The organism is Marinobacter vulgaris (genome assembly GCF_003344045.1).
GTDB classification, from domain to species: Bacteria; Pseudomonadota; Gammaproteobacteria; order Pseudomonadales; family Oleiphilaceae; genus Marinobacter; species Marinobacter vulgaris.
On record NZ_QFWX01000003.1, the window covers coordinates 260,416 to 286,550 of the forward strand.

The 26,135-nt window shown below is 56.6% G+C and carries 21 protein-coding genes and 2 tRNA genes; 13 read left to right on the forward strand and 10 right to left on the reverse strand.

The window, feature by feature from the left end; all coding sequences use genetic code 11:
* Window positions 1-18: 18 nt before the first annotated feature.
* A complete protein-coding gene (locus DIT71_RS07425; RefSeq protein ID WP_114612576.1) occupies window positions 19-1,203 on the reverse strand; it encodes an acetate/propionate family kinase in 1,185 nt (394 codons plus the stop codon).
* Window positions 1,204-1,230: 27 nt separating this feature from the next.
* The gene (locus DIT71_RS07430; protein ID WP_114612577.1) at window positions 1,231-3,645 is read right to left on the reverse strand and encodes an EAL domain-containing protein; all 2,415 of its coding nucleotides are present in this window, start codon (window positions 3,643-3,645) and stop codon (window positions 1,231-1,233) included.
* Between the two features lie 244 nt (window positions 3,646-3,889).
* Between DIT71_RS07430 and ccoM the strand changes: the two genes are divergently transcribed.
* Window positions 3,890-4,063, forward strand: coding sequence for a cytochrome c oxidase subunit CcoM (ccoM, locus tag DIT71_RS18530; RefSeq protein ID WP_158538958.1), 174 nt, complete (start codon window positions 3,890-3,892; stop codon window positions 4,061-4,063).
* 5 nt (window positions 4,064-4,068) lie between these two features.
* Here the strand turns inward: ccoM and DIT71_RS07435 are convergent.
* The 3 genes from DIT71_RS07435 to DIT71_RS07445 all read right to left on the reverse strand — a co-directional run bounded on the left by DIT71_RS07435 (window position 4,069) and on the right by DIT71_RS07445 (window position 5,597).
* Window positions 4,069-4,144: transfer RNA gene (locus tag DIT71_RS07435), tRNA-Glu, on the reverse strand.
* 103 nt (window positions 4,145-4,247) lie between these two features.
* Window positions 4,248-5,153 (reverse strand): TIGR01777 family oxidoreductase, encoded by a 906-nt coding sequence (locus DIT71_RS07440; protein WP_114612578.1) that lies wholly within the window; start codon window positions 5,151-5,153, stop codon window positions 4,248-4,250.
* A 60-nt stretch (window positions 5,154-5,213) separates the two neighbouring features.
* Window positions 5,214-5,597: a sirohydrochlorin chelatase gene (locus DIT71_RS07445; RefSeq protein WP_114612579.1), complete on the reverse strand. Its 384-nt coding sequence runs from the start codon at window positions 5,595-5,597 to the stop codon at window positions 5,214-5,216.
* Between the two features lie 97 nt (window positions 5,598-5,694).
* Here DIT71_RS07445 and DIT71_RS07450 point away from each other — a divergent pair, with 97 nt between their 5' ends.
* Entirely contained in the window at window positions 5,695-6,297 is a 603-nt protein-coding gene (locus DIT71_RS07450) for a DUF924 family protein (RefSeq protein WP_114612580.1), read from the forward strand.
* A 71-nt stretch (window positions 6,298-6,368) separates the two neighbouring features.
* A tRNA-Gly gene (locus DIT71_RS07455) sits at window positions 6,369-6,444 on the forward strand.
* Window positions 6,445-6,509: 65 nt separating this feature from the next.
* On the opposite strand, the gene DIT71_RS07460 is transcribed toward DIT71_RS07455, so the two are convergent.
* Window positions 6,510-8,510, reverse strand: coding sequence for a protein-L-isoaspartate(D-aspartate) O-methyltransferase (locus tag DIT71_RS07460; protein WP_114612581.1), 2,001 nt, complete (start codon window positions 8,508-8,510; stop codon window positions 6,510-6,512).
* A gap of 87 nt (window positions 8,511-8,597) precedes the next feature.
* Here DIT71_RS07460 and DIT71_RS07465 point away from each other — a divergent pair, with 87 nt between their 5' ends.
* Genes DIT71_RS07465 through DIT71_RS07475 form a run of 3 tightly spaced genes read left to right on the forward strand, consistent with a single transcriptional unit; the run spans window position 8,598 to window position 12,017 of the window.
* Window positions 8,598-9,416 (forward strand): MOSC domain-containing protein, encoded by an 819-nt coding sequence (locus DIT71_RS07465; protein WP_114612582.1) that lies wholly within the window; start codon window positions 8,598-8,600, stop codon window positions 9,414-9,416.
* 1 nt (window position 9,417) lies between these two features.
* Window positions 9,418-11,349: an ATP-binding cassette domain-containing protein gene (locus DIT71_RS07470; protein WP_114612583.1), complete on the forward strand. Its 1,932-nt coding sequence runs from the start codon at window positions 9,418-9,420 to the stop codon at window positions 11,347-11,349.
* A complete protein-coding gene (locus DIT71_RS07475; protein WP_114612584.1) occupies window positions 11,346-12,017 on the forward strand; it encodes a DUF6901 family protein in 672 nt (223 codons plus the stop codon). The genes DIT71_RS07470 and DIT71_RS07475 overlap by 4 nt, the downstream gene beginning before the upstream one ends.
* Window positions 12,018-12,044: 27 nt before the next feature.
* Here the strand turns inward: DIT71_RS07475 and DIT71_RS07480 are convergent, their stop codons facing one another.
* The gene (locus DIT71_RS07480; RefSeq protein WP_114612585.1) at window positions 12,045-12,476 is read right to left on the reverse strand and encodes a universal stress protein; all 432 of its coding nucleotides are present in this window, start codon (window positions 12,474-12,476) and stop codon (window positions 12,045-12,047) included.
* A gap of 95 nt (window positions 12,477-12,571) precedes the next feature.
* Window positions 12,572-13,399: a hypothetical protein gene (locus tag DIT71_RS07485; RefSeq protein WP_114612586.1), complete on the reverse strand. Its 828-nt coding sequence runs from the start codon at window positions 13,397-13,399 to the stop codon at window positions 12,572-12,574.
* A gap of 384 nt (window positions 13,400-13,783) precedes the next feature.
* Between DIT71_RS07485 and fadB the strand changes: the two genes are divergently transcribed.
* The 3 genes from fadB (at window position 13,784) to topA (ending at window position 20,025) form a co-directional block, all read left to right on the forward strand.
* A complete protein-coding gene (gene fadB / locus DIT71_RS07490) occupies window positions 13,784-15,931 on the forward strand; it encodes a fatty acid oxidation complex subunit alpha FadB (protein ID WP_114612901.1) in 2,148 nt (715 codons plus the stop codon).
* 33 nt (window positions 15,932-15,964) lie between these two features.
* Window positions 15,965-17,140, forward strand: coding sequence for an acetyl-CoA C-acyltransferase FadA (fadA, locus tag DIT71_RS07495; RefSeq protein WP_114612587.1), 1,176 nt, complete (start codon window positions 15,965-15,967; stop codon window positions 17,138-17,140).
* A 248-nt stretch (window positions 17,141-17,388) separates the two neighbouring features.
* Window positions 17,389-20,025, forward strand: coding sequence for a type I DNA topoisomerase (topA, locus tag DIT71_RS07500; protein ID WP_114612588.1), 2,637 nt, complete (start codon window positions 17,389-17,391; stop codon window positions 20,023-20,025).
* A 45-nt stretch (window positions 20,026-20,070) separates the two neighbouring features.
* Here the strand turns inward: topA and DIT71_RS07505 are convergent, their stop codons facing one another.
* On the reverse strand, window positions 20,071-20,946 hold the full coding sequence (locus DIT71_RS07505; protein ID WP_114612589.1) for an NAD(P)-dependent oxidoreductase: 876 nt from the start codon (window positions 20,944-20,946) through the stop codon (window positions 20,071-20,073).
* 117 nt (window positions 20,947-21,063) lie between these two features.
* On the reverse strand, window positions 21,064-22,338 hold the full coding sequence (gene gltA / locus DIT71_RS07510) for a citrate synthase (RefSeq protein WP_114612590.1): 1,275 nt from the start codon (window positions 22,336-22,338) through the stop codon (window positions 21,064-21,066).
* A gap of 455 nt (window positions 22,339-22,793) precedes the next feature.
* Between gltA and sdhC the strand changes: the two genes are divergently transcribed.
* Genes sdhC through DIT71_RS07530 form a run of 4 tightly spaced genes read left to right on the forward strand, consistent with a single transcriptional unit; the run spans window position 22,794 to window position 26,009 of the window.
* The gene (gene sdhC / locus DIT71_RS07515) at window positions 22,794-23,168 is read left to right on the forward strand and encodes a succinate dehydrogenase, cytochrome b556 subunit (RefSeq protein ID WP_114612902.1); all 375 of its coding nucleotides are present in this window, start codon (window positions 22,794-22,796) and stop codon (window positions 23,166-23,168) included.
* Window positions 23,162-23,515: a succinate dehydrogenase, hydrophobic membrane anchor protein gene (gene sdhD, locus DIT71_RS07520; protein ID WP_114612591.1), complete on the forward strand. Its 354-nt coding sequence runs from the start codon at window positions 23,162-23,164 to the stop codon at window positions 23,513-23,515. Before sdhC ends, sdhD begins: the two co-directional genes overlap by 7 nt.
* 3 nt (window positions 23,516-23,518) lie before the next feature.
* Complete coding sequence (sdhA, locus tag DIT71_RS07525) at window positions 23,519-25,291, forward strand: succinate dehydrogenase flavoprotein subunit (RefSeq protein ID WP_114612592.1); 1,773 nt, start codon at window positions 23,519-23,521, stop codon at window positions 25,289-25,291.
* 13 nt (window positions 25,292-25,304) lie between these two features.
* Complete coding sequence (locus DIT71_RS07530) at window positions 25,305-26,009, forward strand: succinate dehydrogenase iron-sulfur subunit (protein ID WP_114612593.1); 705 nt, start codon at window positions 25,305-25,307, stop codon at window positions 26,007-26,009.
* The last annotated feature ends 126 nt before the right edge of the window (window positions 26,010-26,135 follow it).

The window sequence follows — 26,135 nt, forward strand, 5'->3', positions numbered from 1 at the left end:
TGCGTTGGTTGCTGTTAGTCAGCCTTTTCGGGAGGCCAGGGCTTCACGGGCAATTACAAGTTCTTCGTTGGTGGGGATGACCAGGACACGGAAGCGGCTGTCCGCCCCCTCGATCTGTCCGTCGCTGATGCTGCCGTGGTGGCTGTTCAACTGGTCGTCGATGGTGAATCCGAACAGGCGCAGGTGCCCCAGGGTCTGCTTTCTTACCAGGCTGCTGTTTTCGCCGATGCCTCCCGTGAAGACGAGGGCATCGAGTTGATCCAGCGAGGCCATCATGCCACCGATATAGCGTGCAAGCCGGAAACAGAACACATCAATGGCCGTTTGAGACGGTTCATGGCCGTGATTGGCAAGCTCGCAAAGAGAGCGCATATCGTTGGTCTGTCCCGAGAGCCCGAAAAGGCCACTTTCCTTGTTCAGAAGCTGATGAACCTCTTGCGAGGACATGCCTTTATTGGCAAGGAAATCGAACAGCCCGGGGTCTACATCGCCACTTCGCGTTCCCATGACAAGCCCTTCCAGCGGCGTCAGCCCCATACTGGTATCGACACTGTTTCCGTCACGGATGGCAGTAATACTGCAGCCATTGCCAAGGTGGGCCGAAATAATGGAGGTGGTAGCGGGGGTTTTACCCAGTATCCGGGCTGCTTCACGTGCCATGAACTGATGGCTGGTGCCATGAAAACCATAACGCCGAACACCCCAGTCTTTGTAGAGCCTCGTGGGCACAGCGTAGAGATAGGCTCTGGGCGGTAGGGTCTGGTGAAAAGCGGTATCAAATACCGCTATCTGCGGAACTTCCGGGAACAGCGCTGTGGTCGCTTCGATCCCTGTCAGGTTAACCGGATTGTGAAGTGGTGCCAGGCTCGCGCAGTCTTTTATGGCAGCCAGCACATCGCGGTTGATGAGAGCGGCCTCGCGAAAGGTCTCTCCACCATGGACGACCCGGTGCCCGATGGCAGCCGGTTGTCCCTCAAGCAGTCCACTGTCCCGCAGTGCGGCAACCAGTGAGTTCAGCGCTTCCTTGTGGTCTGCTCCGGCGGCAAGCTCGACGTGGTCCTTATGGTCTTTGATGGCCCCAAAGGCATCGTCTTTGCCAAGTCTTTCAGCGAGTGCGCTGGCCAGCTTTGTCAGCCGTTCGTCAAACAGGGCGATCTTCAGCGATGAGCTGCCACAGTTAACGACAAGTATCGGTCCTTCCATTATTAATCCGTATCGAATGCGTGGTTTTCAGCGGACGCGATGGTTGGTTTCGAGCCATTCCCGGAAAGCATCTTCCGGCAGCGGCCGGCTGTAGAAGTAGCCCTGGGAGTAGTCGCAGCCCTCATGTTGCAGGAAGTGGGTCTGCGCTTCTTCCTCAACGCCTTCTGCAATCACCCGCAGGCCAAGGCTGTGGGCCATATTGATAATGGCTTTGACCAGGGCTGCGTCGTCCTGCTCTGTCATTACGTCCCGAACAAAGGATTTGTCAATTTTCAGGGTATCAAAGGGATAGCTCTTAAGGTAGCTCAGCGCGGAATAGCCGGTGCCAAAGTCATCCACTGACAGGCGGACGCCGGACTGGTCCAGTTGACGCAATATGTCGGCAGTTTCAATGGTGTTATCCAGTATCAGGCGCTCTGTGATTTCCAGTTCCAGTTGTTGTGGATTGAGGCCGCTGGCTTCGAGGGCATTCATGACGGTGAAAATGAACCCGGGATCCCGGAACTGGCGCGGGGATACATTCACCGAGATGCCGATGCTGATGCCCATGGTTTCTTTCCAGCGCACCGCTGCAAAGCAGGCCTCCCGCATTACCCACTCGCCGATGGGGGTAATAAGACCGGTTTCCTCTGCCAGGGGAATAAACCGGTCGGGCATAACCATGCCCAGCCCGGGATTGTTCCAGCGCAGAAGTGCCTCTGCCGAGCAGAGTTCGCCGGAGTCTGTACGGACGATGGGCTGATAGTAAAGCTCGAATTCGTTCTGCTCCAGCGCCCGGCGCATCAATGACTCCATCTGCAGCCGTTCGTGGGATACTTCGGTCATTTCCGGGGTGAAGAGGGCATAGGCGCTTTTGCCCTTGTGTTTCGCCTGGTACATGGCGGCATCCGCGTGCTGGAGCAGGGTACCGCTGTTATCGGAGTCGTTGGGGAAGATGGCTATGCCAATACTGGTGGTGACAAACACTTCCTGGCCGTTGAGCAGGTAGGGTGGGGCGAAGGTCTTGAGAATACGCTCCGCTACCTGGGCGGTTGCCTCGGGGCCGGTCAGCCCGGGCAGTATTACCAGGAATTCGTCACCGCCAAGTCTTGCGACGGTGCTGGTGCCGCGAAGACAGCTCGAGATACGGCGCGCTGCTTCAATCAGAAGATTGTCGCCGGCATCGTGTCCCAGGGTGTCATTGATGTGCTTGAAGTTGTCCAGGTCGAGGAACATGACGCCTACCAGTGAGCTTTCGCGCCGCGCCTGAGCCAGAGCCAGTTTGAGCCGGTCAAGGGCCAGCATCCGGTTGGGAAGGCCGGTGAGGATATCGTAGTTGGCCTGCCGCAGGAGCTGCTGTTCGTAGCGTTTGCGGATACTGATGTCCTCGCCGAGGATGAGGTAGCCGGTTGCCTCACCGTTGGAGTTCTTGATGGGTGTGACAATCAGCTGTTCCCAGAATCGCTCACCGTTTTTGCGCACGCTGTTGATTTCCCCCTGCCAGACGCCGACCCGCTGAACCTGGAGGCGGATGGACTGCCATAGCTGGCGGTTCTCGCGATGGGCGCGGGCATCCTCGGAGAGCATACCGGGGTGTTTGCCGATGATTGACTCGGCATCGAAGCCGGTGAGCTGGGCAAACTTATGGTTTGCGAATTCGATGTGCCACTGGCGGTCACAAATCAGCACTGATGAGGGGCTCTGCTCAATCGCCTTGGAGAATTTGCGAATTTCTTCGGCATCCCGGGCCTGGCGCTCTACATCGGCAACGAGCCGTTCCCGCATCTGGTTAATGGCATCCGTCACCTGGGCCAGTTCGTCATGTCGGTTCAGCGGACTGTCCGGACGGTCCAGCTTGAGCGGCTGCGACAGGTTGTTGAGGGAAAAGTTGCGGGCATAGCTGGCCATGGTGCTGAGATGACGGGCGACGAAATGCTGGAATATCAGGATGATCAGGATCGATATCAGGAAGGTTTTGAGGAACTGGGTTGTCAGTACCTCTACCACTCTCTGCCGCATGTCCGAATAGACGCCTCTCAGGTCGGCGGTAACAGTCAGCTCACCGAGGGTGAACATGCCATCGCCCCGATGGGTCAGTTCAAAAGCATGACTGATGGTCTTCCCATCACGGGGAATGGTGCCCATGACCAGCTCGGAATCCGGCTCGATCTTGAGCCGGAGGTGGACAATATCCGGAAGGCTCAGTATGCCCTCAAGCTGGGTCTGCAACAGTTTCTGGTCAAGCGCCCAGAGACTGCGGGCAAGGCTGGAGGTGTAGCCGGTCTCGATAACCTTCATGCGCCGGTCTATCTGGGACAGATCCTTGCGATAGTCGGAATGTATCTGGATGGCTGAAGAAATCAGCGTGAACAGGGAGCTGAACACAATGATATATGCGAGCAGCCGGAAGGACAGCGGGGACCCGGTTCTAAATCTTTGCAGGCGAGTCAGCAGTTTTTGCATGTCCTATACTTTGATCGCGCAGGAAGAATGAGTTGATATTGGTCAGGCCATCATATCCTCAGGACTATAGCAGCAGTTGCTTTCAAACGCTTTGCAAATACCGGAAATATTGGAAGAAATGTGTAGCGGTTCAGAGTTTTGGAGGGGTAAAGCTGTCGGTACCGTTGACCCAGATCAAGATGCTGCGGAGGTCGCAGGCGTAATCTGAATCCAGTTAATCAGGATAGTTCAGGAGAGCTTGGCTATGTATACCGACGCAGTTGTTATCGCGGGAATTGTAACCGTGCTACTGATGGTAGGCTTTTTTATCGGAGTAGGGGTTTTTGTAATGAAGGATGCCAAACACCAGCTTGGTGACCACGGCAGGGACTCCGAGTCACCGGAACACGATAGCCGCGGGCAAAAACAATCAGGCTGAAAAGGTGGCGTCCCCTAGGGGGTTCGAACCCCTGTTGCCGCCGTGAAAGGGCGGAGTCCTAGGCCACTAGACGAAGGGGACGCATCGCTTTAAAACCTTGCCTCGTCGAGGTGGCGCGTATATTAAGTAAGGCATTCCGGACTGTCAAACGGTTTTTGAAAAAACTGTCCCTGACATTCGCTCTTCAGTATCGAACCGCATCCGCGAGGGCAGGGCTTAGATCCGGGAACCGGAACTGGAAACCCTCCGCCTGAAGCCGCTCGGGTACTGCCTTTTGCCCTGTCAGTAGCAGCCGGGACATTTCTCCAAGGGCAATTTTCAGTACCGGCGCCGGTGCCGGAAAGATCGCTGGCCGCCCGAGTACCCCTGCCAGGGTTTTGGTGAATTGCCGGTTGGTCACCGGATTCGGGCTGACAACGTTGTAGGCTCCTCTGGCGCTTTCGTTGTCCATCATCCAGATCAATGCCGCAACCACGTCGTCACGATGCACCCAGGGCATATACTGCTCGCCGCTGCCCAGTCGGCCCCCAAGCCCCAGCTTGAATGGCAGCAACATGCGCTGTAGAAAGCCCCCTCCGGGTCCGGCAACCACCCCTGTGCGGGAGAGGCACACTCGCACTCCGGCAGGCTCCACTTGCAGGGCTGCCTGTTCCCAGTCGCTGCACATCCGGTGGGTAAATTCGTCATGGGGGGGAGTGTCCTCAGTGACACGGTTGCTACCCTGATCGCCATAGAATCCGACCGCCGAACCGGAGACAAGAACCGCCGGAGGCGATTTCCAGCTGGCTATGATATCCGCGAGCTGATTGGTCAGGGCGATGCGGCTATCCCTGAGTTCCTGCTTGCGGGCCTCGGACCATCGCTTATCTGCGATGCCTTCACCCGCCAGGTTGACCACCGCCTCGAAGCCCTCGTGCTCCCGGAGTTTTTCAAGGTCATTCACCGCTTCTACGCGCCCGCACAGCGACTGGACGTTGTGCGCCGGCTGCCGACTCAGGACGGTCAGGGTATGACCGTCCGCAATCAGGTTCTGGCACAGTAACTGGCCAATGAACCCCGTGCCCCCGGTAATCAAAATCCGCTTTTTCATGATCCTTCACTCCTTATGATTTGCCGGTCTCAACGTGTACGTGAACACCATGCTCGACCATCACGCAGGTTGTTTCTGACGTTCCAGTTCCTGATTCACGACGTCCCGGATTGCGTCGCCCAGTTGCGGGTTTTCCCCGATTGGAGGCGCGAGGGTAATACTGACATCGTGGGTCGCCTCGAGTTCGTCTATCATTCCGGGTACGTCTTTTCTCAGGTGACGACCGGCAGCCAGGAATAGGGGAATGATGGTGAAGCTGGTAATTCCCTCCTTCTTTCCCTGCGCGATGATGGTCTCCAGCGAGGGCTCTGCCAGTTCCATATAGGCAATGCGAGAACCGGCGACGGAATCGAGCGTTGGCGTGGCCAGTTTTTCAAAAGTCTGGCACCAGCGCTGGTCACTGCTTCCGTGCGCAAGAAGGATGATTCTGGGGTCGTCACTCATGGTATCTCCTGATATGACCGAAAGCCTGATAGTTATCGTAGAGTGTAGCACTGCCGGCACCGTAGCCGGCCTTCCGCAATGTCACAGGGTAGACCATATGTTCGATTGGAAAGAGATTCTGGATTTCTGGTTCGGTGAACTTGATGAGCACGGGCTGCCGGACAGTGAGCATCGCAATCGCTGGTTCCGGTCTTCCCGTGCCTTTGACCAGGAGATCCGCCGGCGTTTCATATCCATGGTGCTGTTTGCGTCCGAAGACGGTTTACGGCACTGGAGGCGTGTGCCGGGTGGTGCATTGGCCGAGATCATTCTGCTGGATCAGTTCTCTCGCAACATCCACCGTGGTGGGGCACTGGCGTTCGACAACGATAAGCTGGCCGTGCAGTTGTGTAAAAGTGCCATGCGAAGTGGCCATGACATGGCATTGCCACCGGTCCAGCGGGCATTCCTTTATATGCCACTTCAGCATTCCGAAAAAATGGAAGACCAGAACCTTGCTGTGGACTGTTATGAGCAATTGGCGTCAGCCACTGGCGGCATTGCCGGTGATTTCATGAGCAGTTTTCTGCAATCCGCGAAAGATCACCGGGAGATCATCCGCCGCTTCGGCCGCTTTCCCCACCGGAATCAGGCGTTAAAGCGGACCTCCAGCACGGACGAGGAGGCCTACCTCAAGTCGGGAAAGCGATTCGGCCAGTAACGCCCGGTCGGAACGGCAAAAAACTGTTGACGGGCAGGGATGAATCCGTAAAATACGCCTCCGTTGATCAAGCGGGAATAGCTCAGTTGGTAGAGCACAACCTTGCCAAGGTTGGGGTCGCGAGTTCGAATCTCGTTTCCCGCTCCATTTCACGATCAGCAACTTTCTGCCATATCCCCTTTTCTCACAAGTCCGCAATCGCCAGCTCCCGGTCAGAGCCCGAACGGAAAGGTTTCAGGCACACCTGGCTCCGCCTCCAGTTCCAGCGCATCAACCGCCCGGGTTTTATCAAACCAGATATATTCGTCAAACTGGCGCGACAACGAGGCGTTGAAATAATGACTCGCCATCTCCGTCTCGGGACGATAGATCACACCGATGGCGCGTTCTAGCCTGGGCTCCCGTAATTGTCTTGCCAGCTCCTTGCTGCCATGACGCAGAGGCAGGAAAAAGGCGTCCAGCCCCGTATCATGGCACAAGCGCTCGATGCTGCCTGGCAGTGACGGTACGACGCTCTTAATTTCCATAGGCGCTCCCCAGTCGGAGGCTGCTGCCACCTTACCCTCATGGGTGCCGAACCCGATCAGATAGGCGCTGTCACCAAACCGCTGGCGACACAGGGAGCCCACGTTGATCTCGCCGCGATTGCCCATTTCCGTTGCTTCCGCGTCTCCAAGATGGGAGTTATGAGCCCACACAACGGCTTTGCTGTCAGGCCCATGAAAATCAAGCAACTGCTCCAGCGTGTCGAACATGTGCTGATCCCGCAGGTTCCATGATTTGACCGAGCCCTGGTACATGGAGCGGTAGTAACGCTCGGCGTCCTTCACCAGGCGTGCGTTGGATATCGCATCAAGAAATTTACGGCCATCGTGCTGCGAATAGTCCAGCCGCTTCTGCATCAGCGTGTCCAGCATCGACACGACATCCTGCTCGCAGTTGCCGTGTTTCGCGCTCAGTACCAGCCTGCCGTAGGTTACCGGGTCCCTTTCCCAGGGGGTCAGGCAACCGTAGCGCTTGCGGGCGATGTCAGCGGTTTCCCCGTCCACCTGTTCCAGGTATCCGATGATAGCATTGATGGATGAGTTGAGACTGTAAAGGTCCAGGCCATAGAAGCCGACCGCATCGTCCTCGCTGCCCGTATGGCGGTTGTGGCCGCGTAGCCATTGCACGAACTCCAGCACCTGGCGATTGGCCCACATCCAGGTGGGAAAGCGTCTGAAAGTGGGCTCCTCCGTTGGACCCTTGCGGGTATCCCGGACAAAATGATCCACCTGTGCGGCGTCAGGCCAGTCCGCCTCCACGGCGACAAACCGGAATCCTTTTTTCTCGATCAGTTCGCGGGTGATACGGGCCCTCATGTCGTAGAACTCAGCGGTGCCATGGCTGGCCTCCCCCAATAACACCAGCCGGGAATCCCCGATCCTCTCCAGCAGGCCCTCAAGGTCCGCGGTCGCGATCGAGGAAATATGGATGGCTTCATCCTTGATGCGTCCGGACAGTGAAGCCGGACGGTCAGCCTTCTTTTCCGGGGGCGGCACACTCACACCCCCTTCAGTTTCCTGCCATCCCTCTTTGCCGATAAGGGGAACAAACCGGACACCACCGAGATCCTCGGTTTCTGTTTTGTCCTCGCTGATGCGGGTAACCCGCAACAGTCTCTGCTGGTGAACAGCCGCACCGGCCGGGATGACGAGACGCCCGCCGATGTCCAGTTGCCGGACAAGGGATCCGGGGACGCTGGGCGCTCCGGCAGTGACAACGATAGCGTCATAGGGGGCATGTTCGGGCCAGCCCAGGGAGCCATCGCCACAGAGCACTGCGACGTTGTCGTAACCCAGCTTTGCCAGGCGTTGGCGGGCCACTTTTGCCAGCGCCGGGTGCCGCTCGACCGTATAGACCTGCTTCACAATCCTGGAGAGCACTGCCGCTGCGTAGCCGGAGCCGGTCCCGATCTCAAGCACGGTATCCTCCGGGTCGAGCTGCATCGCCTCGGTCATCAGGGCGACAATATAGGGCTGGGAAATGGTTTGCCCCTCTTCGATGGGCAGGGGGTTGTCATCGTAGGCAAATTCGGTCTGATGGACGCTGACAAAGGCTTCCCGCGGCACCGCCTCCAGGGCATCCAGTACCCGTTTGTCCTTGATGCCCCTTCTCTTCAGCGTATCGAAGAATTCCTGTCTGGCTCGTTGTAGATGGCGCTCTCTGGTCATGTTGCTTCTCCCTGCAGCGTTGGCTGGTGATTCTCGGGTATACTCCGCAACCACATGACACTATTTAATCACGTTCCGGGAGCCCTCATGCAAGTGCATTCATTGTATGTCTATCCGGTGAAATCCCTGGCCGGCATTCAGGTTTCTTCGTTCCATATCGATGATTTTGGCCCCGCCGGTGATCGGCGCTGGATGATTGTTGATGCCGAGCGGCAATTTGTGACTCAGCGCAGTAACCCGGAGATTGCAAGGATCGAAACTCGCCTGGACGCGGGCCGGGTTATTGTGGCCATCCCCGGTGCGGGCGAATTCCCGCTGGTTGCCGGCGACGACGAATGTCGGGTCAGGGTCTGGCAGGATTGGGCAAAAGCGGTTTATGGCGGCAAAGCTGCCTCTGAGGCGCTATCCCGGTATTGCGGCAAAACATTCCGCTTTGTGTTCATGCCCGACGAATCCTTTCGCCGCGTTGATGCCAGCCGGGTTACCGAGTATCGTCGTGTCAGTTTTGCGGATGGCTTCCCATTACTGGTCACCAATCTGGCATCGCTGGATGAGCTCAACTCGCGCCTCGGCACGCCGGTGGAAATGCGCCGTTTCAGGCCCAATATCGTGGTCGAGGGCGCCGCTCCCTGGGATGAAGATCTGTGGCCGGCCGTGTCTATCGATAACATCACGTTCAGCCTGGTCAAACCCTGTTCTCGCTGTGTCGTCACCACCGTCGATCCTGATCGTGGCGTAAAAGCCCCTGATTTACAGCCCCTCAGGGAGCTGGGCAGCTATCGGCGAACCACTGATGGAGTAATTTTCGGGATGAATGCCGTTCACGAATCCAACGGAGTTATCCGGGTGGGTAGTCCTGTCACTTTCGCGGATAACACAACGACCGCAACAACGGAGAATCAATAACGTGCCATTGTTAACCCTGGATGCCGTTTCCCTGTCATTTGGCATGCAGCCACTGCTTGATAAGGCCTCCATGACCATGGAGCCCGGAGAGCGGGTGTGCCTCCTGGGCAGGAACGGTGAGGGAAAATCCACCTTGCTGAAGATCGTCACTGGTGAGGTGGTACCGGATGGCGGAACCGTGCGACTGGAAGACGGTGCAAAGCTGTCGGTATTGCCCCAGAACCTGCCTGTCAACGATACGCGTACTGCCTATGAAGCGGTCTCCGGCGCGTTCCCCGAGACCGGTGACCTGCTTGCTGAGTTTCACAAACTGACGCAGAACGCGGATGAGGCAAGTCTTGACCGCATGATGAAGGTGCAGGAGCGCCTGGAGGCACTTGATGGCTGGCGGCTGGACCAGAAAGTCGGCGCCATTCTCGCCCAGTACGGCATTGACCCGGACCAGACCCTGAATACCCTGTCCGGCGGCTGGCAACGTCGGGTTCTACTGGCGCGGGCACTGGTTACAGAGCCCGATGTATTGCTGCTCGATGAGCCGACCAACCATCTGGACGTGCCAGCGATCGCATGGCTGGAAGAAGCGCTGTCCCAGTTCCGGGGCGCGATACTGTTTGTCAGCCACGACCGGGCCTTTATTCGCAGAATGGCAACTCGAATCGTGGAGCTTGACCGGGGACACCTGGTGAGTTTTGCCGCTACCTATGACCGCTACCTGGATCTCAAGGAAAAGGCGCTGGAGGAGGAAGAGCGCCAGAATGCCTTGTTTGACAAGCGCCTGAAGCAGGAAGAGGCGTGGATACGCCAGGGTATCAAGGCACGACGGACTCGTAATATGGGCCGGGTGCGGGCGCTCAGGGCGATGCGTGAGGAGCGCATGCAGCGGCGTGAGCGTGGCGGTACCGCCAGCTTTTCTGTGGAGGACGCGGCCCGTTCCGGCAAACTGGTGGTGGAGGCCAGTCACGCCGGATTTTCCTATCCGGATGGCACCCCGGTTATCCGGGATATGAACATGACGGTTCTCAGGGGCGACAAGATCGGTCTGGTTGGCGAGAACGGAACCGGCAAAACGACACTGGTTCGCTTGTTGCTGGGAGATCTCAAGCCCACGGAAGGTCGCATCCGGTTGGGTACCAACCTCCAGGTTGCCTATTTCGACCAGCTTCGCGGTGAACTGGATCTGGAACGCAACGCTCTGGACAACCTTTCCGAGGGACGTGAGTTCATTGAAATCAACGGCCAGAGCAAGCATGTCCTGGGCTATCTGCAGGAATTTCTGTTCAGTCCGGAACGCGCGCGCTCTCCTGTCCGTGTTTTCTCTGGTGGCGAAAGGGCGCGATTGCTGTTGGCCAAACTGTTCAGCAAGCCAGCCAACATCCTGGTGCTGGATGAGCCAACCAACGACCTGGACGTGGAGACCCTGGAGCTGCTGGAGTCCCGCCTGGTGGAATTTGCCGGCACCGTAGTCGTGATCAGTCACGACCGGGAATTTCTTGATAATGTGGCCACCGACACTGTATTTCTGGATGGCACTGGTAGGGTAGCGGAGTTTGTCGGGGGTTATACCGATTGGCGAAGGCAGGGCGGGCGATTTCCCTCCGAGGGCGGGTCCAGAAAGGCCTCCAGGCCGCCGATGAACGACAAGCCCGCGCCAGCCCGGGAACCGGCGAAGGCAGCGTCCGGGACCGGTTCAGCCAAGGTGAAACCCTCCAAGCTCAGTTACAAGATCAAACTGGAACTGGAACAACTGCCGGGCCAGATCGAGAAGCTGGAGCGGGAGCTGGAAGAGCTCCGGCAGCGCATTTCCGATCCGGAGTTCTACTCCGGCCCGGCAGATGACGTATCCGCGACCCTTGCAGAGCTCAGTGATAAGGAAGCGCGGCTGGAAAAGGTTATGGAGCGGTGGATGGAGTTGGAGGAACAGGCGAATCAATGAACGTAACGTATCAATTCACGTTTGCAGATGGACGATCCGGGGATTTCAAGGTGACGGATCAGCCAACAACAGCCAGTGGCAGTCTGCCTGCATGGACCAGGCTGGAACATTGCCAGTGTTCCAACTGCCCCCTGAAACCGTCGGAATCTCCGCAATGTCCGGCGGCTGTAGAAATACTGCCGGTGGTGAATGCGTTCCAGGCCGAGGATGCTTATCAAAAGGTGAGCGTTGTTGTCACTGACGACCACAGGACCTACTCCAAGTCGACCACGCTGGAGGAGGCGCTGCGCTCTCTGTTGGGCCTTAAAATGGCCACCAGCGGTTGCCCGGTGCTGTCCGAGCTTAAGTCAATGGCGGTGCATCATCTGCCATTTGCCAGTAACGATGAGTTTATAATGCGAAGCGTTTCCCACTACTTGCTGCAGCAGTATATGGTGAAACGGAATCATCGGGAGCCGGACTGGGATCTGAAAGGGCTGGTGGAAAGAAACCAGCGTTTGCAGCTGGTGAACCAGGCGCTGTGGCAGCGTATTCACGCTGTGTGCAAGGGTGACAGCAACCTCAAGGCGTTGCTGAACTTCTTTTCCATGGCCTCCAGTGTGAGTTTTTCCCTGGAAAGCCAGCTTCGCAAGCTGGAAAACAGAATGCAGGGGGAGGGGAGTGCCTGACGCCCTCTCCCGTAGTAGCGGCCGGCCCTAGTGAATCCTGACGGCAAGCACGTCGCACACAGTGCCATGCAGCACCCCATTTGCGGTGGAGCCGAGAAGCAATTGAAAACCTTTTCGCCCGTGGCTTCCAACAATGACCAGGTCCACGTCCTGTTCTTTTGACAGTCGGTGAATTTCAGACTCGGGGCGGCCAACAGTCACCACCTGGTTCTCCTTGGACACACCGTATTGATCGCCATACTGTGAAAGCTGATCCTTGGCTGCCTTGTCCAACTGATCCTGCAGTTCCGTCAAGTCCATGGGAATATCGCCACCATAGGCGTAACCCACAGGCTCAACCACGTGTGCCAGAATCAGTTGTGCACCGAGAGCCTTGCTGACTTCCACGGCCTTGTTGAGAACCTGAGGGGCCTCTTCTGTCAGGTCGATGGCCACCAGAATTTTTTGATATATTGACATCGCATCGCTCCTTCGCGGATGAAGTCTGAATAGGGCTTGTCCAGGCAATATTTTACCTGGAAAGTGTAAACCAATAATGATGGGTATCAAAACAGTCAGGTATTGGTGTTATTTTGCTGAAGCAGATCGATGGTGGTGGCCAGGCTCGCCAGAATGCCTTTGGAATAGCGGTCAATTACAAAGGCGACGTTGTTGTCGTTGTAATTGATGTAGGACGCACGGATGAATTCCCACTTCGATGTCAGGTCGTTCAGCGTCTTTTCCAGCTGTCCCTGTGCGTTGCCTTCCGTCACCTGCGAAAGCAGGTCATCAAACAGCCGTGCCTGTTCGTCCAGTGCGACGTCATCGGATGAGCCCTGAAATGTCTGGGCAACCGAGGAGTTGGTTCGCGCAGAGTACTTCGCCATCATCTGGGCAATAGTGACTGCAGCAGAGCGGGCGGCCTCTACCCGGCTGCCAATTTCGGTTTCGGTACTTTCCTGGGCCAGGATGTACATTTCGGTGGCAACCTGATTCATCAGCAGTGCCTGGTTAGCCATGTCGGAAACCAGGCGCAGGTCCGGGTAACCGGTGTTGCGTACATCGTTGATATTGCTGCGCATCAGATCTTTGAACCTGTCGAACTCCCGGTTGAGGCTATCTACCTGTTCTGCGGAAAGTACGCCGGCGGTGCTGTCTGCGACAGAATTCATGGCTCCGTTGGCCTCGTTGATGGCGGCCACGATTTCATTGAGAGTCTCGGTATCGCCGGTGGCGCTGAAACGGTAGTAGGCATCCAGTGCCATGTAATTGCTGATGCGGAAACTGTGAAGATCGGAGAGGAAATCATCTCCGCCCTCTTGAGCACGCACATTAAGGGAAGCAATCAACAACAAAATCAGGGCTGTGACCAGTGAGCGTACCCGCAGGCGAGCGTCTGTCATCGGATGGGTCTCCGTAAGGCTGTTTTATTATTGTGGACTAAAGTCGCAGTCCGAAGGTAAAGTAACTGCGCTGGCCAATCAAGCAGTTTTGCGTGACATTCGGTCGTAATTGCTTGATCAAAAACAATTCCAGTCACCTCGAGGCGCCGTTCGGCTTTTCATTCGGGGTCGGGCCAGCTTGATTCTTCCAGAAACAAATTGACAAATGAGCCAATTTTTCTCATCGTGTCACATCACGATTCAAACGACTGTATGAATAATGGATCGATTGATCGGGGTAGTGACCGAAAATAGAGACCGAAATCTCGCTGCATCAGCGGCCGCAAGGCGAGCACGCTTGTGCGGCTGTTTCAGCAGTTCCAAACACAGACTGGAGATCAGTTGATGATTTACGAAGGTAAAGCCATCACGGTTAAAGAGATCGAAGGCGGGATCGCTCAGTTGAACTTCGACTTGCAGGGCGAGTCAGTGAACAAGTTCAACCGTCTGACGATTGAAGAGCTCCGCGCCGCGACTGACAAGCTGGAAGCGGAAAAAGGCCTGAAGGGTCTTGTCGTCACCAGCTCCAAGGACAGCTTTATTGTTGGCGCCGACATTAATGAATTTACCGAGCTGTTTGCCGGGCCGGAAGAAGACCTGGTTGCCAATAACCTGAAAGCGAACGAAGTATTCAGCGCTATTGAAGACCTGCCTTTCCCCACGGTTACCGCCATCAACGGTATGGCTCTGGGCGGCGGTTTTGAAATGTGTCTGGCTACCGACTACCGGGTGATGGACAAGACAGCCAAAGTGGGTCTGCCGGAAGTAAAACTGGGCATTTTTCCGGGCTTTGGCGGTACCGTGCGTCTGTCCCGCCTGGTAGGTGTTGATTACGCTGTTGAGTGGATTTGTGGTGGCACCGAGAACCGTGCTGACAAGGCCCTGAACATCGGCGCTGTAGACGCCGTGCTTGAGGGTGAAAAGCTGGTGGAAGCCGCAATCGGCATTATTAACCAGTGCAACGCGGGCAAGCTTGACTACAAGGCCCGTCGTGAAGAAAAGAAAGGCAAGATCAAGCTGAATGCCATGGAAAGCATGATGGCGTTCGAAATCTCCAAGGCGTATGTCGCCGGCCAGGCAGGCAAGAACTACCCGGCACCGGTAGAGGCCATCAAGGTGATGCAGAAGCACGCCGGCCTCACCCGTGACAAGGCGATCGAGGTCGAAGCCAAGGGCTTTGCCAAGATGGCCAAGACCAATGTTGCCGCGTGCCTGGTTGGCCTGTTCCTGAATGATCAGGAACTCAAGAAGAAAGCCAAGGCCTGGGGAAAAGAAGCCAACGATGTAAAGCTGGCCGCCGTGCTGGGCGCCGGTATCATGGGTGGCGGCGTTGCGTTCCAGTCGGCGCTGAAAGGCACGCCCATCCTGATGAAGGACATCAACCAGGACGGTATCGCCCTGGGACTGAAAGAAGCCAAGAAGCTTCTGACGAAGCGCATCGACAAGGGCAAGATGAAGCCCGACCAGATGGCGGACGTTCTCAACAATATCACGCCGACTCTGAACTACGGCGACTTCAAGAACGTTGACCTGGTCGTGGAAGCCGTCGTCGAGAATGCCAAGGTCAAGGATGCGGTACTGCGTGAAACCGAGGAATCGGTTCGTGAAGACACCATCCTGACCTCTAACACCTCGACCATTTCCATCAACAAGCTGGCGGCGAACCTGAAGCGCCCGGAAAATTTCTGCGGCATGCACTTCTTCAACCCGGTACACATGATGCCGCTGGTTGAGGTGATTCGTGGCGAGAAGACCTCCGACCGTGCCATCGCCACTACCGTTGCCTACGCCAAGGCCATGGGCAAGACCCCGATCGTGGTCAACGACTGCCCCGGCTTCCTGGTCAACCGCGTGCTGTTCCCGTACTTCGGCGGTTTTGTAAACCTGGTACGTGACGGCGCTGACTTCCAGCACGTCGACAAGGTTATGGAAAAGTTCGGCTGGCCGATGGGTCCTGCGTATCTGCTGGATGTCGTGGGCATGGACACCGGCAAGCACGCAGGCGAAGTGATGGCCGAGGGCTTCCCGGACCGGATGAAGCACGAAGGCACTACCGCCATTGACGTGATGTACGATAACAATCGTTACGGACAGAAGAACGACAAGGGCTTTTACAAGTACGAACTGGACCGCAAGGGCAAGCAGAAGAAGGTTGTCGACGAAGAAACCTACAAGCTGCTTGAGCCGGTTGTTCAGGGTAAGAACGACTTCAGTGACGACGATATCATCGCTCGCATGATGCTGCCGCTGTGCCTGGAAACCGTTCGCTGCCTGGAAGATGGCATTGTTGAAGACCCGGCAGATGCCGATATGGGTCTGATCTTCGGTATCGGCTTCCCGCCGTTCCGTGGTGGTGCCCTGCGCTATATCGACGACATGGGTGTCGACAAGTTCGTCGAGCTGGCAGACAAGTTTGCAGATCTTGGTCCTTTGTACCACCCGACCGAGAAGCTGCGTGAAATGGCCAAGACTGGCGAAAAGTTCTTTGGCTAACCCTGAACGAGATTTCCGAACGGAGAAAGATCTATGAGCCTTAATCCGAGAGACGTTGTCGTCGTCGATTGCGTGCGGAGTCCGATGGGTCGTGCCAAAAATGGCTGCTTCCGCAATGTACGTGCGGAAAACCTGTCGGCTGCGCTGATTGAAGCACTGTTTGAGCGCAACCCGAAACTCGACCCGAAAGAAGTTGAAGATGTGATCTGGGGCTGTGTAAACCAGACCAAGGAACAGGGCTTCAACGTGGCACGTCAGATTTCACTGCTGACGCGCATTCCCCACGAATCTGCGGCGCAGACCGTCAACCGTCTGTGTGGTTCCGCCATGAGTGCGATCCACACGGCGGCCCAGGCCATCCAGACAGGCAATGGCGACGTGTTTGTTATTGGTGGTGTCGAGCACATGGGCCACGTGCCCATGACCGAAGGCTTCGACCACAACCCGGCTGCATCCAAATATTCTGCCAAAGCCTCCAACATGATGGGCCTGACCGCAGAAATGCTGGCGAAAATGCACGGTATTACCCGCGAACAGCAGGACGAGTTTGGCGCACGCTCACACCGTCTGGCTCATGAAGCGACCCAGGAAGGCCGTTTCAAGAATGAAATCGTGCCTATTGAAGGTCACGACGAAAACGGCTTCAAGGTGCTGATCGAAGAGGACGAAACCATTCGTCCCGAGACTACGGTTGAATCACTGGGCCAGCTCAAGCCGGCCTTTGATCCGAAGAACGGCACGGTGACTGCAGGAACCTCTTCACAGCTGACTGACGGTGCCGCTGCCATGGTGCTGATGTCCGCGGAACGCGCAGAAGCCCTGGGCCTGAAGCCGATGGCCAAGATCCGCAGCATGGCGGTTGCCGGTTGTGATCCCGCGATCATGGGTTACGGCCCGGTTCCGGCCACCAAGAAGGCGTTGAAGCGTGCGGGCCTGAAAGTCGAGGACATCGACTTCTGGGAACTGAACGAAGCGTTTGCTGGCCAGTCCCTTCCGGTGCTGAAAGACCTGAAATTGCTGGGCGTGATGGAGGAGAAAGTGAACCTGAACGGCGGTGCGATTGCCCTCGGCCATCCGCTGGGCTGCTCTGGTGCACGAATCTCTACAACCCTGCTGAACGTAATGCAGGCCAAAGGCGGCAAGCTTGGTGTTTCCACCATGTGTATCGGCCTTGGCCAGGGCATTGCAACTGTGTGGGAGCGCCTCTGATTCGGTAAGCCGGATTGGTAGCAAACCCTTAGGAAGCCCGGCAAACGCCGGGTTTCCCTGTCTCTGGGCTGGCAAAAAAGCCGGGTCTGAAGAGAAGAATGGGTTGTCTTGCTTTTCTTGACCCTGTAAAACAATGCACTTATACCAATATGACGGCTACGAAGCGTTTTCTAGCCGACTGATTTTACAGCGAGTTTACGGTCTGCTAGTTTTTTGACCGATTTTCGCCAAGGACACAGATCTCCGATATGGGTAAAAGTCTCGTTATTGTCGAGTCGCCAGCGAAAGCGAAGACCATCAACAAATACCTGGGCTCCGACTTCATCGTAAAGTCGAGCGTCGGGCATATTCGCGACCTGCCGGTCAGTGGCAGCGGCTCAACCTCGGACCCGAAGGAGCGCGCCAGACAGGCAGCGCTGACCCGTAAGATGAGCCCGGACGAAAAGGCGGCTCACAAGAAGCGGAAATCCAGGCAGCAGCTGGTTGCCCGCATGGGTGTAGACCCGGACCACGACTGGAGCGCCCGCTACGAGATCCTTCCCGGGAAGGAGAAAGTCGTCAGTGAACTCAAGCGCCTGGCCAAATCCGCTGACCACATCTATCTGGCAACGGATCTGGACCGTGAAGGTGAGGCTATCGCCTGGCACCTTCAGCAGACCATTGGTGGAGAGCCGGAAAAGTACCGTCGCGTGGTATTCAACGAGATTACCAAGCGCGCCATCCAGGAGGCCTTCCAGGATCCCGGTAACCTGGATACCGACCGTGTTAATGCCCAGCAGGCCCGTCGCTTCCTGGATCGTGTCGTGGGTTACATGGTTTCGCCTTTGCTGTGGGCCAAGATTGCCCGCGGTCTCTCCGCCGGTCGGGTCCAGTCGGTAGCGGTCAGGCTGATCGTCGAGCGGGAGCGGGAAATCCGCAAGTTCATTCCCGAGGAATTCTGGCAACTGCATGCGGACCTTGCTTCGAAACAGGCTGAGCAGCCGGTTCGCTTTGAAGTCACGCGCTATGACGACAAGGCCTATCGTCCCGTCAATGAAAAGCAGAGCAGCGAGCATGTCGAACGCCTGAAAGCGGGTGCTTTCAGGGTTGCCAAGCGTGAAGACAAACCCACGAAATCGCGGCCCTCGGCACCGTTTATCACCTCGACGCTGCAGCAGGCCGCCAGTAACCGGATGGGGTTCAGCGTCAAGAAAACCATGGTGCTGGCCCAGCGCCTGTACGAGGCCGGTTTCATCACCTACATGCGTACTGACTCCACCAACCTGAGTCAGGATGCTGTTGCTGGCTGTCGCGAGTTCGTCAAAAAGCAGTTTGGCGAGAAATATCTGCCTGAGAGCCCCAGGGTTTATGGCAGCAAGGAGGGCGCCCAGGAGGCCCACGAGGCAATCCGCCCGACAGATGTTGGCCGCAGGCCGGCGGACATCAGCGGCCTGGAGAAGGACGCTGAGAAGCTCTATGATCTGATCTGGCGCCAGTTTATCGCCTGTCAGATGGCGGACGCAGAATTCCTGAGTACGTCCATTCTTGTCGCCAACGGCGGTTACGAGCTCCGTACCCGCGGCCGTATTATCAAGTTTGAGGGCTTTCTCAAGGTGGCGCCCCCGTCCGGTAAAAAGGATGAGGATATTGCGCTTCCGGATATCCAGGTTAATGAAACCCTGGAGCTGAAGAAACTCGAGCCCACCCAGCATTTCACCAAGCCGTCGCCGCGTTATACCGAGGCAAGCCTGGTCAAGGAACTGGAAAAGCAGGGGATTGGCCGGCCCTCCACCTACGCCTCGATTATATCCACCATCCAGGATCGTGGGTACGTTCGTCTGCAGAACCGTCGTTTTTATGCAGAAAAGATGGGGGAAATCGTTACCGAGCGCCTGTCTGAATCTTTCCCCAACCTGATGGATTTTGACTTTACCGCCAGAATGGAAGACGAGCTGGATGAGATTGCCGGCGGTGAGGTTGACTGGAAAAAGGTGCTGAACGACTTCTACAGCCGGTTCCGTCAACAGCTGGAAACCGCCGAGAAGGATGAAGACGGTGGCATGCGGGCCAACACCCCGACAGAAACCGACATTCCCTGCCCAACCTGCGGGCGACCGATGCAGATCCGTGTGGCCAGCACCGGCGTGTTTCTGGGCTGCTCAGGTTATTCGCTGCCGCCGAAGGAGCGCTGCAAGACCACCATCAACCTGGTTTCAGGCGACGAGGTGGTCAGTGCCGACGAGGATGTGGAAGGCGAGGGCGAAAGTCGCCTGTTGCGTAAAAAGCGCCGCTGCCCGAAGTGCGGTACCGCCATGGACAGTTACCTGGTGGACGAAACCAGAAAACTGCACGTGTGTGGCAACAATCCCGACTGCTCCGGCTATGAAGTGGAAAAGGGCACCTTCCGCATCAAAGGTTACGAAGGCCCTACGCTGGAATGCGACAAGTGCGGCTCGGAAATGCAGCTCAAGACCGGCCGCTTCGGCAAATACTTTGGCTGCACCAATCCCGAGTGCAAAAATACCCGTAAATTGCTCAAAAGTGGTGAACCCGCGCCGCCCAAGATGGACCCTGTGCCCATGCCGGAGCTTCAGTGCCAGAAAGTCGACGACACCTACGTGCTTCGTGACGGCGCATCAGGGCTGTTTCTGGCTGCCAGCAAGTTCCCCAAGAACCGGGAAACCCGTCCACCCCTGGTGATGGAGATCAAGCCCCACCGGAAGGAGATAGACCCCAAGTACGATTTCCTGATGGACGCGCCCGAGCGAGATCCTGAAGGCAACCCGACGGTCATTCGCTATAGCCGCAAGACCAAGGAGCAGTACGTCATGTCGGAGAAGGATGGCAAGGCGACGGGATGGTCAGCGTGGTATGTGAATGGCAAGTGGCAGCCGAAAGAGAAGTAGGGAAGAGGACCTCCCCCTCTCCCGCCAGGGGAGAGGGGGCTGGGGTCACCCCTTTTTCCTGAGCCGCTGAATCAACGACGACGTATCCCAGCGCTTACCGCCCATCTGCTGAACATCCCCGTAAAACTGATCCACCAGCGCCGCTACCGGAAGCCGGGCGCCATTTTTCCGCGCTTCTTCAAGGCAGATCGCCAGATCCTTACGCATCCAGTCAACGGCAAACCCATGTTCGAACTCGCCGTCAATCATGGTTCCCGAGCGGTTCTCCATCTGCCATGACTGGGCTGCACCCTTGGAGATAACGTCCACAACCTTGCGCACATCAAGCTCCGCCTGTTCGGCGAAGTGGAGCGCTTCGGACAGTCCCTGAACAAGGCCGGCTATGGCAATCTGATTTACCATCTTGGTTTTCTGGCCACTGCCAACCGGACCCATCAGATTCAATGCCTTTGCGTAATGTTCCATCAGTGGCTGAGCTTGCGAATAGGCCTCCGTTTCTCCGCCGCACATGATGGTGAGCTGTCCTTTTTCGGCTCCCTGCTGGCCACCGGAAACCGGGGCGTCAATAAACTCGAGGTTTCGCGCCCTGGCAAGCTGGGCAAGCTGTTCGGCGATGCCGGCGGAGGCTGTTGTATGGTCAACCAGGACAGCGCCGGGTTTTGCGTTGGCGATGATTCCGGCCGGCCCCTCGAACACTTCTACAAGATCGGGATCTGCACCAACGCAAGTGAACACGAAGTCAGCGTCGACAACGGTGTTGGCAATGGAGTCGCAGGCTTTACCCTTGTAGGTCGCGGCCCACGTCGAGGATTTTTCGGCGTTACGGTTCCAGACCCGTACGTCGATTCCGGCGGTTGCCAGGTGACCGGCCATGGGATATCCCATGATGCCCAGGCCGATGAATGCGGCGGTTACGCTCATAAAATCTGTCTCCGGAAATTGGTTATTGTTGGGGAAAACAGCGTCAATCATTACAGAATGAGCAGACACAAAAAAGGCCGCTGTGCAGCGGCCTTGGTCTGATAGCGCGATTCGGCCCTATTTTTTCGGGTATTCCCGGGCTTTTTCGCCCGTGTACAGCTGGCGTGGCCGGCCGATGCGGTAATCGCCACTGACCATCTCGTTCCAGTGGGAGAACCAGCCGATAGTGCGGGACAGGGCGAAGATCACGGTGAACATGGACGTCGGAATACCGATCGCCTTGAGGATCAGGCCGGAGTAGAAGTCCACGTTGGGGTAGAGTTTACGCTCGACGAAATAGTCGTCTTCGAGGGCGATTTTTTCCAGTCGTTGCGCGATTCTCAGAAGTGGATCGTTCTCCAGGCCCAGCTCAGTCAACACTTCGTGAGCCGTTTCTGCCATTACTTTCGCACGCGGATCGAAATTTTTGTAGACCCGATGGCCGAATCCCATCAGGCGGAATGGATCGTCCTTGTCCTTGGCCTTGGCGATGTACTTCTCGATGTTGGCCTCGTCGCCGATCTCTGCCAGCATATCCAGGACCGCTTCGTTGGCACCGCCGTGAGCCGGGCCCCACAATGCTGCGATGCCAGAGGCGATACAGGCATAGGGGTTGGCGCCGGTGGAGCCTGCCAGGCGCACCGTCGACGTCGAGGCGTTCTGCTCGTGATCCGCGTGGAGAATGAAAATCTTGTCCATGGCTTTTGCCAGGATCGGGTTCGGCTGGTAATCCTCACAGGGAACCCCAAACAGCATGTGCAGGAAGTTTTCGGCGTAGGACAGGTCATTTCGTGGGTACACGAATGGCTGGCCAATGCTGTACTTGTAGCTCCAGGCGGCAATGGTCGGCATCTTGGCAATCAGGCGATGGGCAGTGATTTCCCGCTGTTCGACGTTGGCAACGTCCATCTGGTCATGATAGAAGGCAGAAAGGGCGCCCACAACGCCACACATGATGGCCATGGGATGCGCATCCCGGCGAAAGCCCTGGTAGAAATTGCGCATCTGGTCGTGAAGCATGGTGTGGTTTTTAATGGTGTCGTGGAAGTGCTTGTTTTCCTCGGCCGTGGGCAGCTCGCCGTTCAGCAGAAGGTAGCAGACTTCAAGATAGTCGGAGTTCTCTGCCAGCTCCTCAATCGGGTAGCCCCGGTGCAGGAGAACACCGTTGGCGCCGTCAATGTAGGTGATCTGGGATTCGCAGGCCGCAGTGGATACAAATCCGGGGTCGTAAGTGAATACGCCTTCCTGGACCAGGCTTCTCACGTCAATGACGTCAGGGCCGACGGTGCCCGAATATATTGGTAGCTCGATGGACTTGTCACCCACCGAAAGCGTGGCTTTCCTGTCGGTCATGGTGCTCTCCTGTTTATCAGCATTTGGATGCGCTAGAAAGCGCGTATTATCGCAAAACTGGCGGCAAAATATAGGGCGTTGGCTTTTTTTGTCAATGGAGGAGCCAATAAAACCCATTATTTGACATTCGCTGTAAATCAGGGAAATCCAGAACACGCCCACCCGTGGCTATGAATTGGATTTGTCAATGATCTATATAGCGAGTGCCAGGCCCTGATTTAACAGGGTTTGGCGAGGTTGCGCGTTTGTAATTGACAGGGGTACTCCTTATAATCCGTATCCCGGAATCGGGGATATACCAAGCCGCAGCGTCAGACATAAAAAAGAACGCATGCCGGTTTTCTCCCTCCTTAGGCAATCGTGTGCCGGATTCGTTCAGCACCATGATCGTTACATACCAACCATCCGCAACCGGTTCTCCGGCCCGCGGAACCAAGAGAGAGTGTGAGAGCGCTGTGAATAGCAAACGACCAGTAAATCTCGATCTCAGCAAGTTCCATTTTCCGCTGCCAGCCATTACGTCCATCGTGCATCGCATCAGTGGCATCATCATTTTCGTGGGTGTTGCTTTCATGCTGTATGGACTTCAGCTTTCCCTTTCCGGGGAAGAAGGCTTCAGCCGCGTTAGTGGATTGCTGGACAGCTTCCTGGCGAAGCTGATTACCTGGGGCATTCTGTCTGCCTTGCTGTACCACCTGGTTGCCGGCATCAAGCACCTGCTGATGGACATGGGCATTGGCGAAGAACTGGAAAGTGGCCGGCTCGCGGCGAAAGCCACCGTCGTGATTTCCGTGATTCTCATCCTTCTTGCAGGAGTCTGGGTATGGTGAACAGTGTAGACAGTGTTACGAATCTTGGCCGCAGCGGCGTATTCGACTGGATGATCCAGCGTGTTACCGCCTACGTACTTGCTCTGTATACAATTTTTCTGTTCGGTTTCATGTTGACGTCTGACGTTAACTACGACACCTGGTCAGGACTTTTCGATCAGACCTGGTTTCGTATCTTTACCCTGCTTGCCCTGCTTTCAATCGGAGGGCACGCGTGGGTAGGTCTCTGGACAGTAACAACGGATTACATCAAGGCGACGCTGCCCCGGTTCCTGGTTCAGGCACTGTGTGGATTGACAATGTTCGTGTATGTAGTCTGGGGCATTCAGATTCTTTGGGGGCTTTAATTAATGGCTAATATCAAGACCATGTCTTACGACGCGATTGTTATCGGTGGGGGCGGTGCCGGTATGCGTGCCGCCCTTCAGCTAACTGAATCAGGCGTCAACACAGCGTGTATTACCAAGGTTTTCCCGACACGCTCCCATACAGTGTCTGCCCAGGGTGGTATCACCTGCGCGATCGCCAGTGCCGATCCCAATGATGACTGGCGCTGGCACATGTATGACACGGTAAAGGGCTCCGACTATATTGCGGACCAGGACGCCGTTGAATATATGTGTTCAGTAGGTCCGCAGGCCGTTTTCGAGCTTGAGCACATGGGACTGCCGTTTTCCCGCACCGAGCAGGGCCGTATCTACCAGCGCCCGTTCGGGGGTCAGTCCAAGGGTCCTGACAACCCTACGCAGGCGGCTCGTACTTGCGCAGCCGCGGACCGTACCGGTCACGCACTGCTGCACACCCTGTATCAGGCAAACCTGAAAGGCGGCACGACCTTCCTCAACGAGTGGTATGCGGTCGATCTGGTCAAGAACAGCAAGGACGAAGTGGTCGGCGTTGTTGCCATTGAAATCGAAACCGGTGAAGTGGCCTATATCAAGTCCAAGGCGACGGTTCTGGCGACCGGTGGTGCAGGTCGTATTTACGCATCGACCACCAACGCCCTGATCAATACCGGTGATGGCATCGGTATGGCCCTGCGGGCGGGCTTCCCGATGCAGGACATGGAGATGTGGCAGTTCCACCCCACCGGTATTCATGGGGCCGGTACGCTGGTCACCGAGGGTTGCCGCGGTGAGGGCGGTTACCTGATCAACTCCGAGGGCGAGCGCTTTATGGAGCGGTATGCCCCTAACGCGAAAGACCTGGCCGGACGTGACGTGGTTGCCCGGGCGATGGTTATCGAGATCCTCGAGGGTCGCGGTTGTGGCCCCGAGAAGGATCATGTTCTGCTGAAGCTGGATCATCTGGGTGAAGAAACGCTCAATCTGCGTCTGCCGGGCATCTGTGAACTCTCCCGTACCTTCGCGCACGTGGATCCGGTAAAAGAGCCGGTACCGGTTGTTCCGACCTGCCATTACATGATGGGCGGTATTCCGACCAACGTTGGTGGTCAGGCACTGACCCAGGACGAAAACGGCAACGATAAGCCGATTCCCGGCCTGTTCGCGTGCGGCGAAGCAGCCTGCGTGTCCGTGCATGGCGCCAACCGTCTGGGCGGCAACTCGCTGCTCGATCTGGTGGTATTCGGCCGAGCGGCCGGCTTGCACATTGAAGAGCAGCTCCGCGGTGGTTTTGAAGTGGATAGTGCCAGTGAGCAGGACATAAAGAATGCCATGGCCCGTCTTGATCGTCTCGACAGCGCCTCAGAGGGCGAGAGCGTCGCCGAGGTCCGCAAGGACCTGCAGAGCTGCATGCAGTTATACTTTGGCGTTTTCCGTGACGGCAAGAGCATGGAGGAAGGCCTGAAGAAGCTGGAGTCGATCGGTGAGCGCGTCCGTAATACCAAGCTGGCTGATACCAGTAGCGCCTTCAACACCGCCCGTATCGAAGCACTTGAGCTGGATAATCTTTTTGAAGTCGCTCTTGCGACTGCCATTTCCGCTTTCGAGCGCAAGGAAAGCCGCGGCGCACATGCCCGCAACGACTTTACCGAGCGGGACGATGAGAACTGGCTCAAGCACTCCATGTACTACCCGGTAGACAAGCGCGTTGGCAAGCGTGATGTAAATTTTGCGCCGAAGACAGTCGACGTCTTTCAGCCGAAGATCCGGACTTACTAAAGGGGACATCGAAATGTTAGTGAGCCTTTATCGTTATAACCCGGAAAGCGACAACGCGCCCTATATGCAGGACGTGGAAGTTGAGGTGCCGGAAGGCAAGGACCTGATGGTCCTTGATGTACTGAACCTCATCAAAGAACGCGATCCGTCAATGGCCTACCGCCGTTCCTGCCGCGAGGGTGTCTGTGGCTCTGATGGCATGAACATGAATGGCAAGAATGGTCTTGCCTGCATCACCCCGATGTCCGAAGTTGTCAAGAATAACAAGCTGGTACTGCGTCCGCTGCCAGGCCTGCCGGTTATCCGTGATCTGGTGGTCGACATGGGCCTCTTCTACAAACAGTATGAGAAGGTGATGCCGTATCTGGTCAATGACAATCCGGCGCCGGCTATCGAGCGTTACCAGTCGCCGGAAGACCGGGAAAAACTGGATGGCCTGTACGAGTGTATTCTCTGTGCCTGCTGTTCCACGTCCTGCCCGTCGTTCTGGTGGAACCCGGACAAGTTCATTGGCCCGGCAGGCCTGCTTCAGGCCTACCGTTTCCTGGCAGACAGCCGTGATACTGCCCAGGCAGAGCGTCTTGCCAACCTTGATGATCCGTTCAGCGTATTTCGCTGCCGTGGCATCATGAACTGTGTCAGCGTCTGTCCGAAGGGGCTCAATCCCACCAGGGCAATAGGCCACATCCGCAATCTTCTGCTTCAGCGGGCAACCTGAGCAGAATCTGAAACAAGCGCTATACTGTGCTGACATGCTTGGCACCTGGAAGGGCTCGCAAATTTGCGGGCCCTTCAACCAAAGGCTTATAGTCAAAGGTATTAGCAGGGTGCACACTACGCAGGC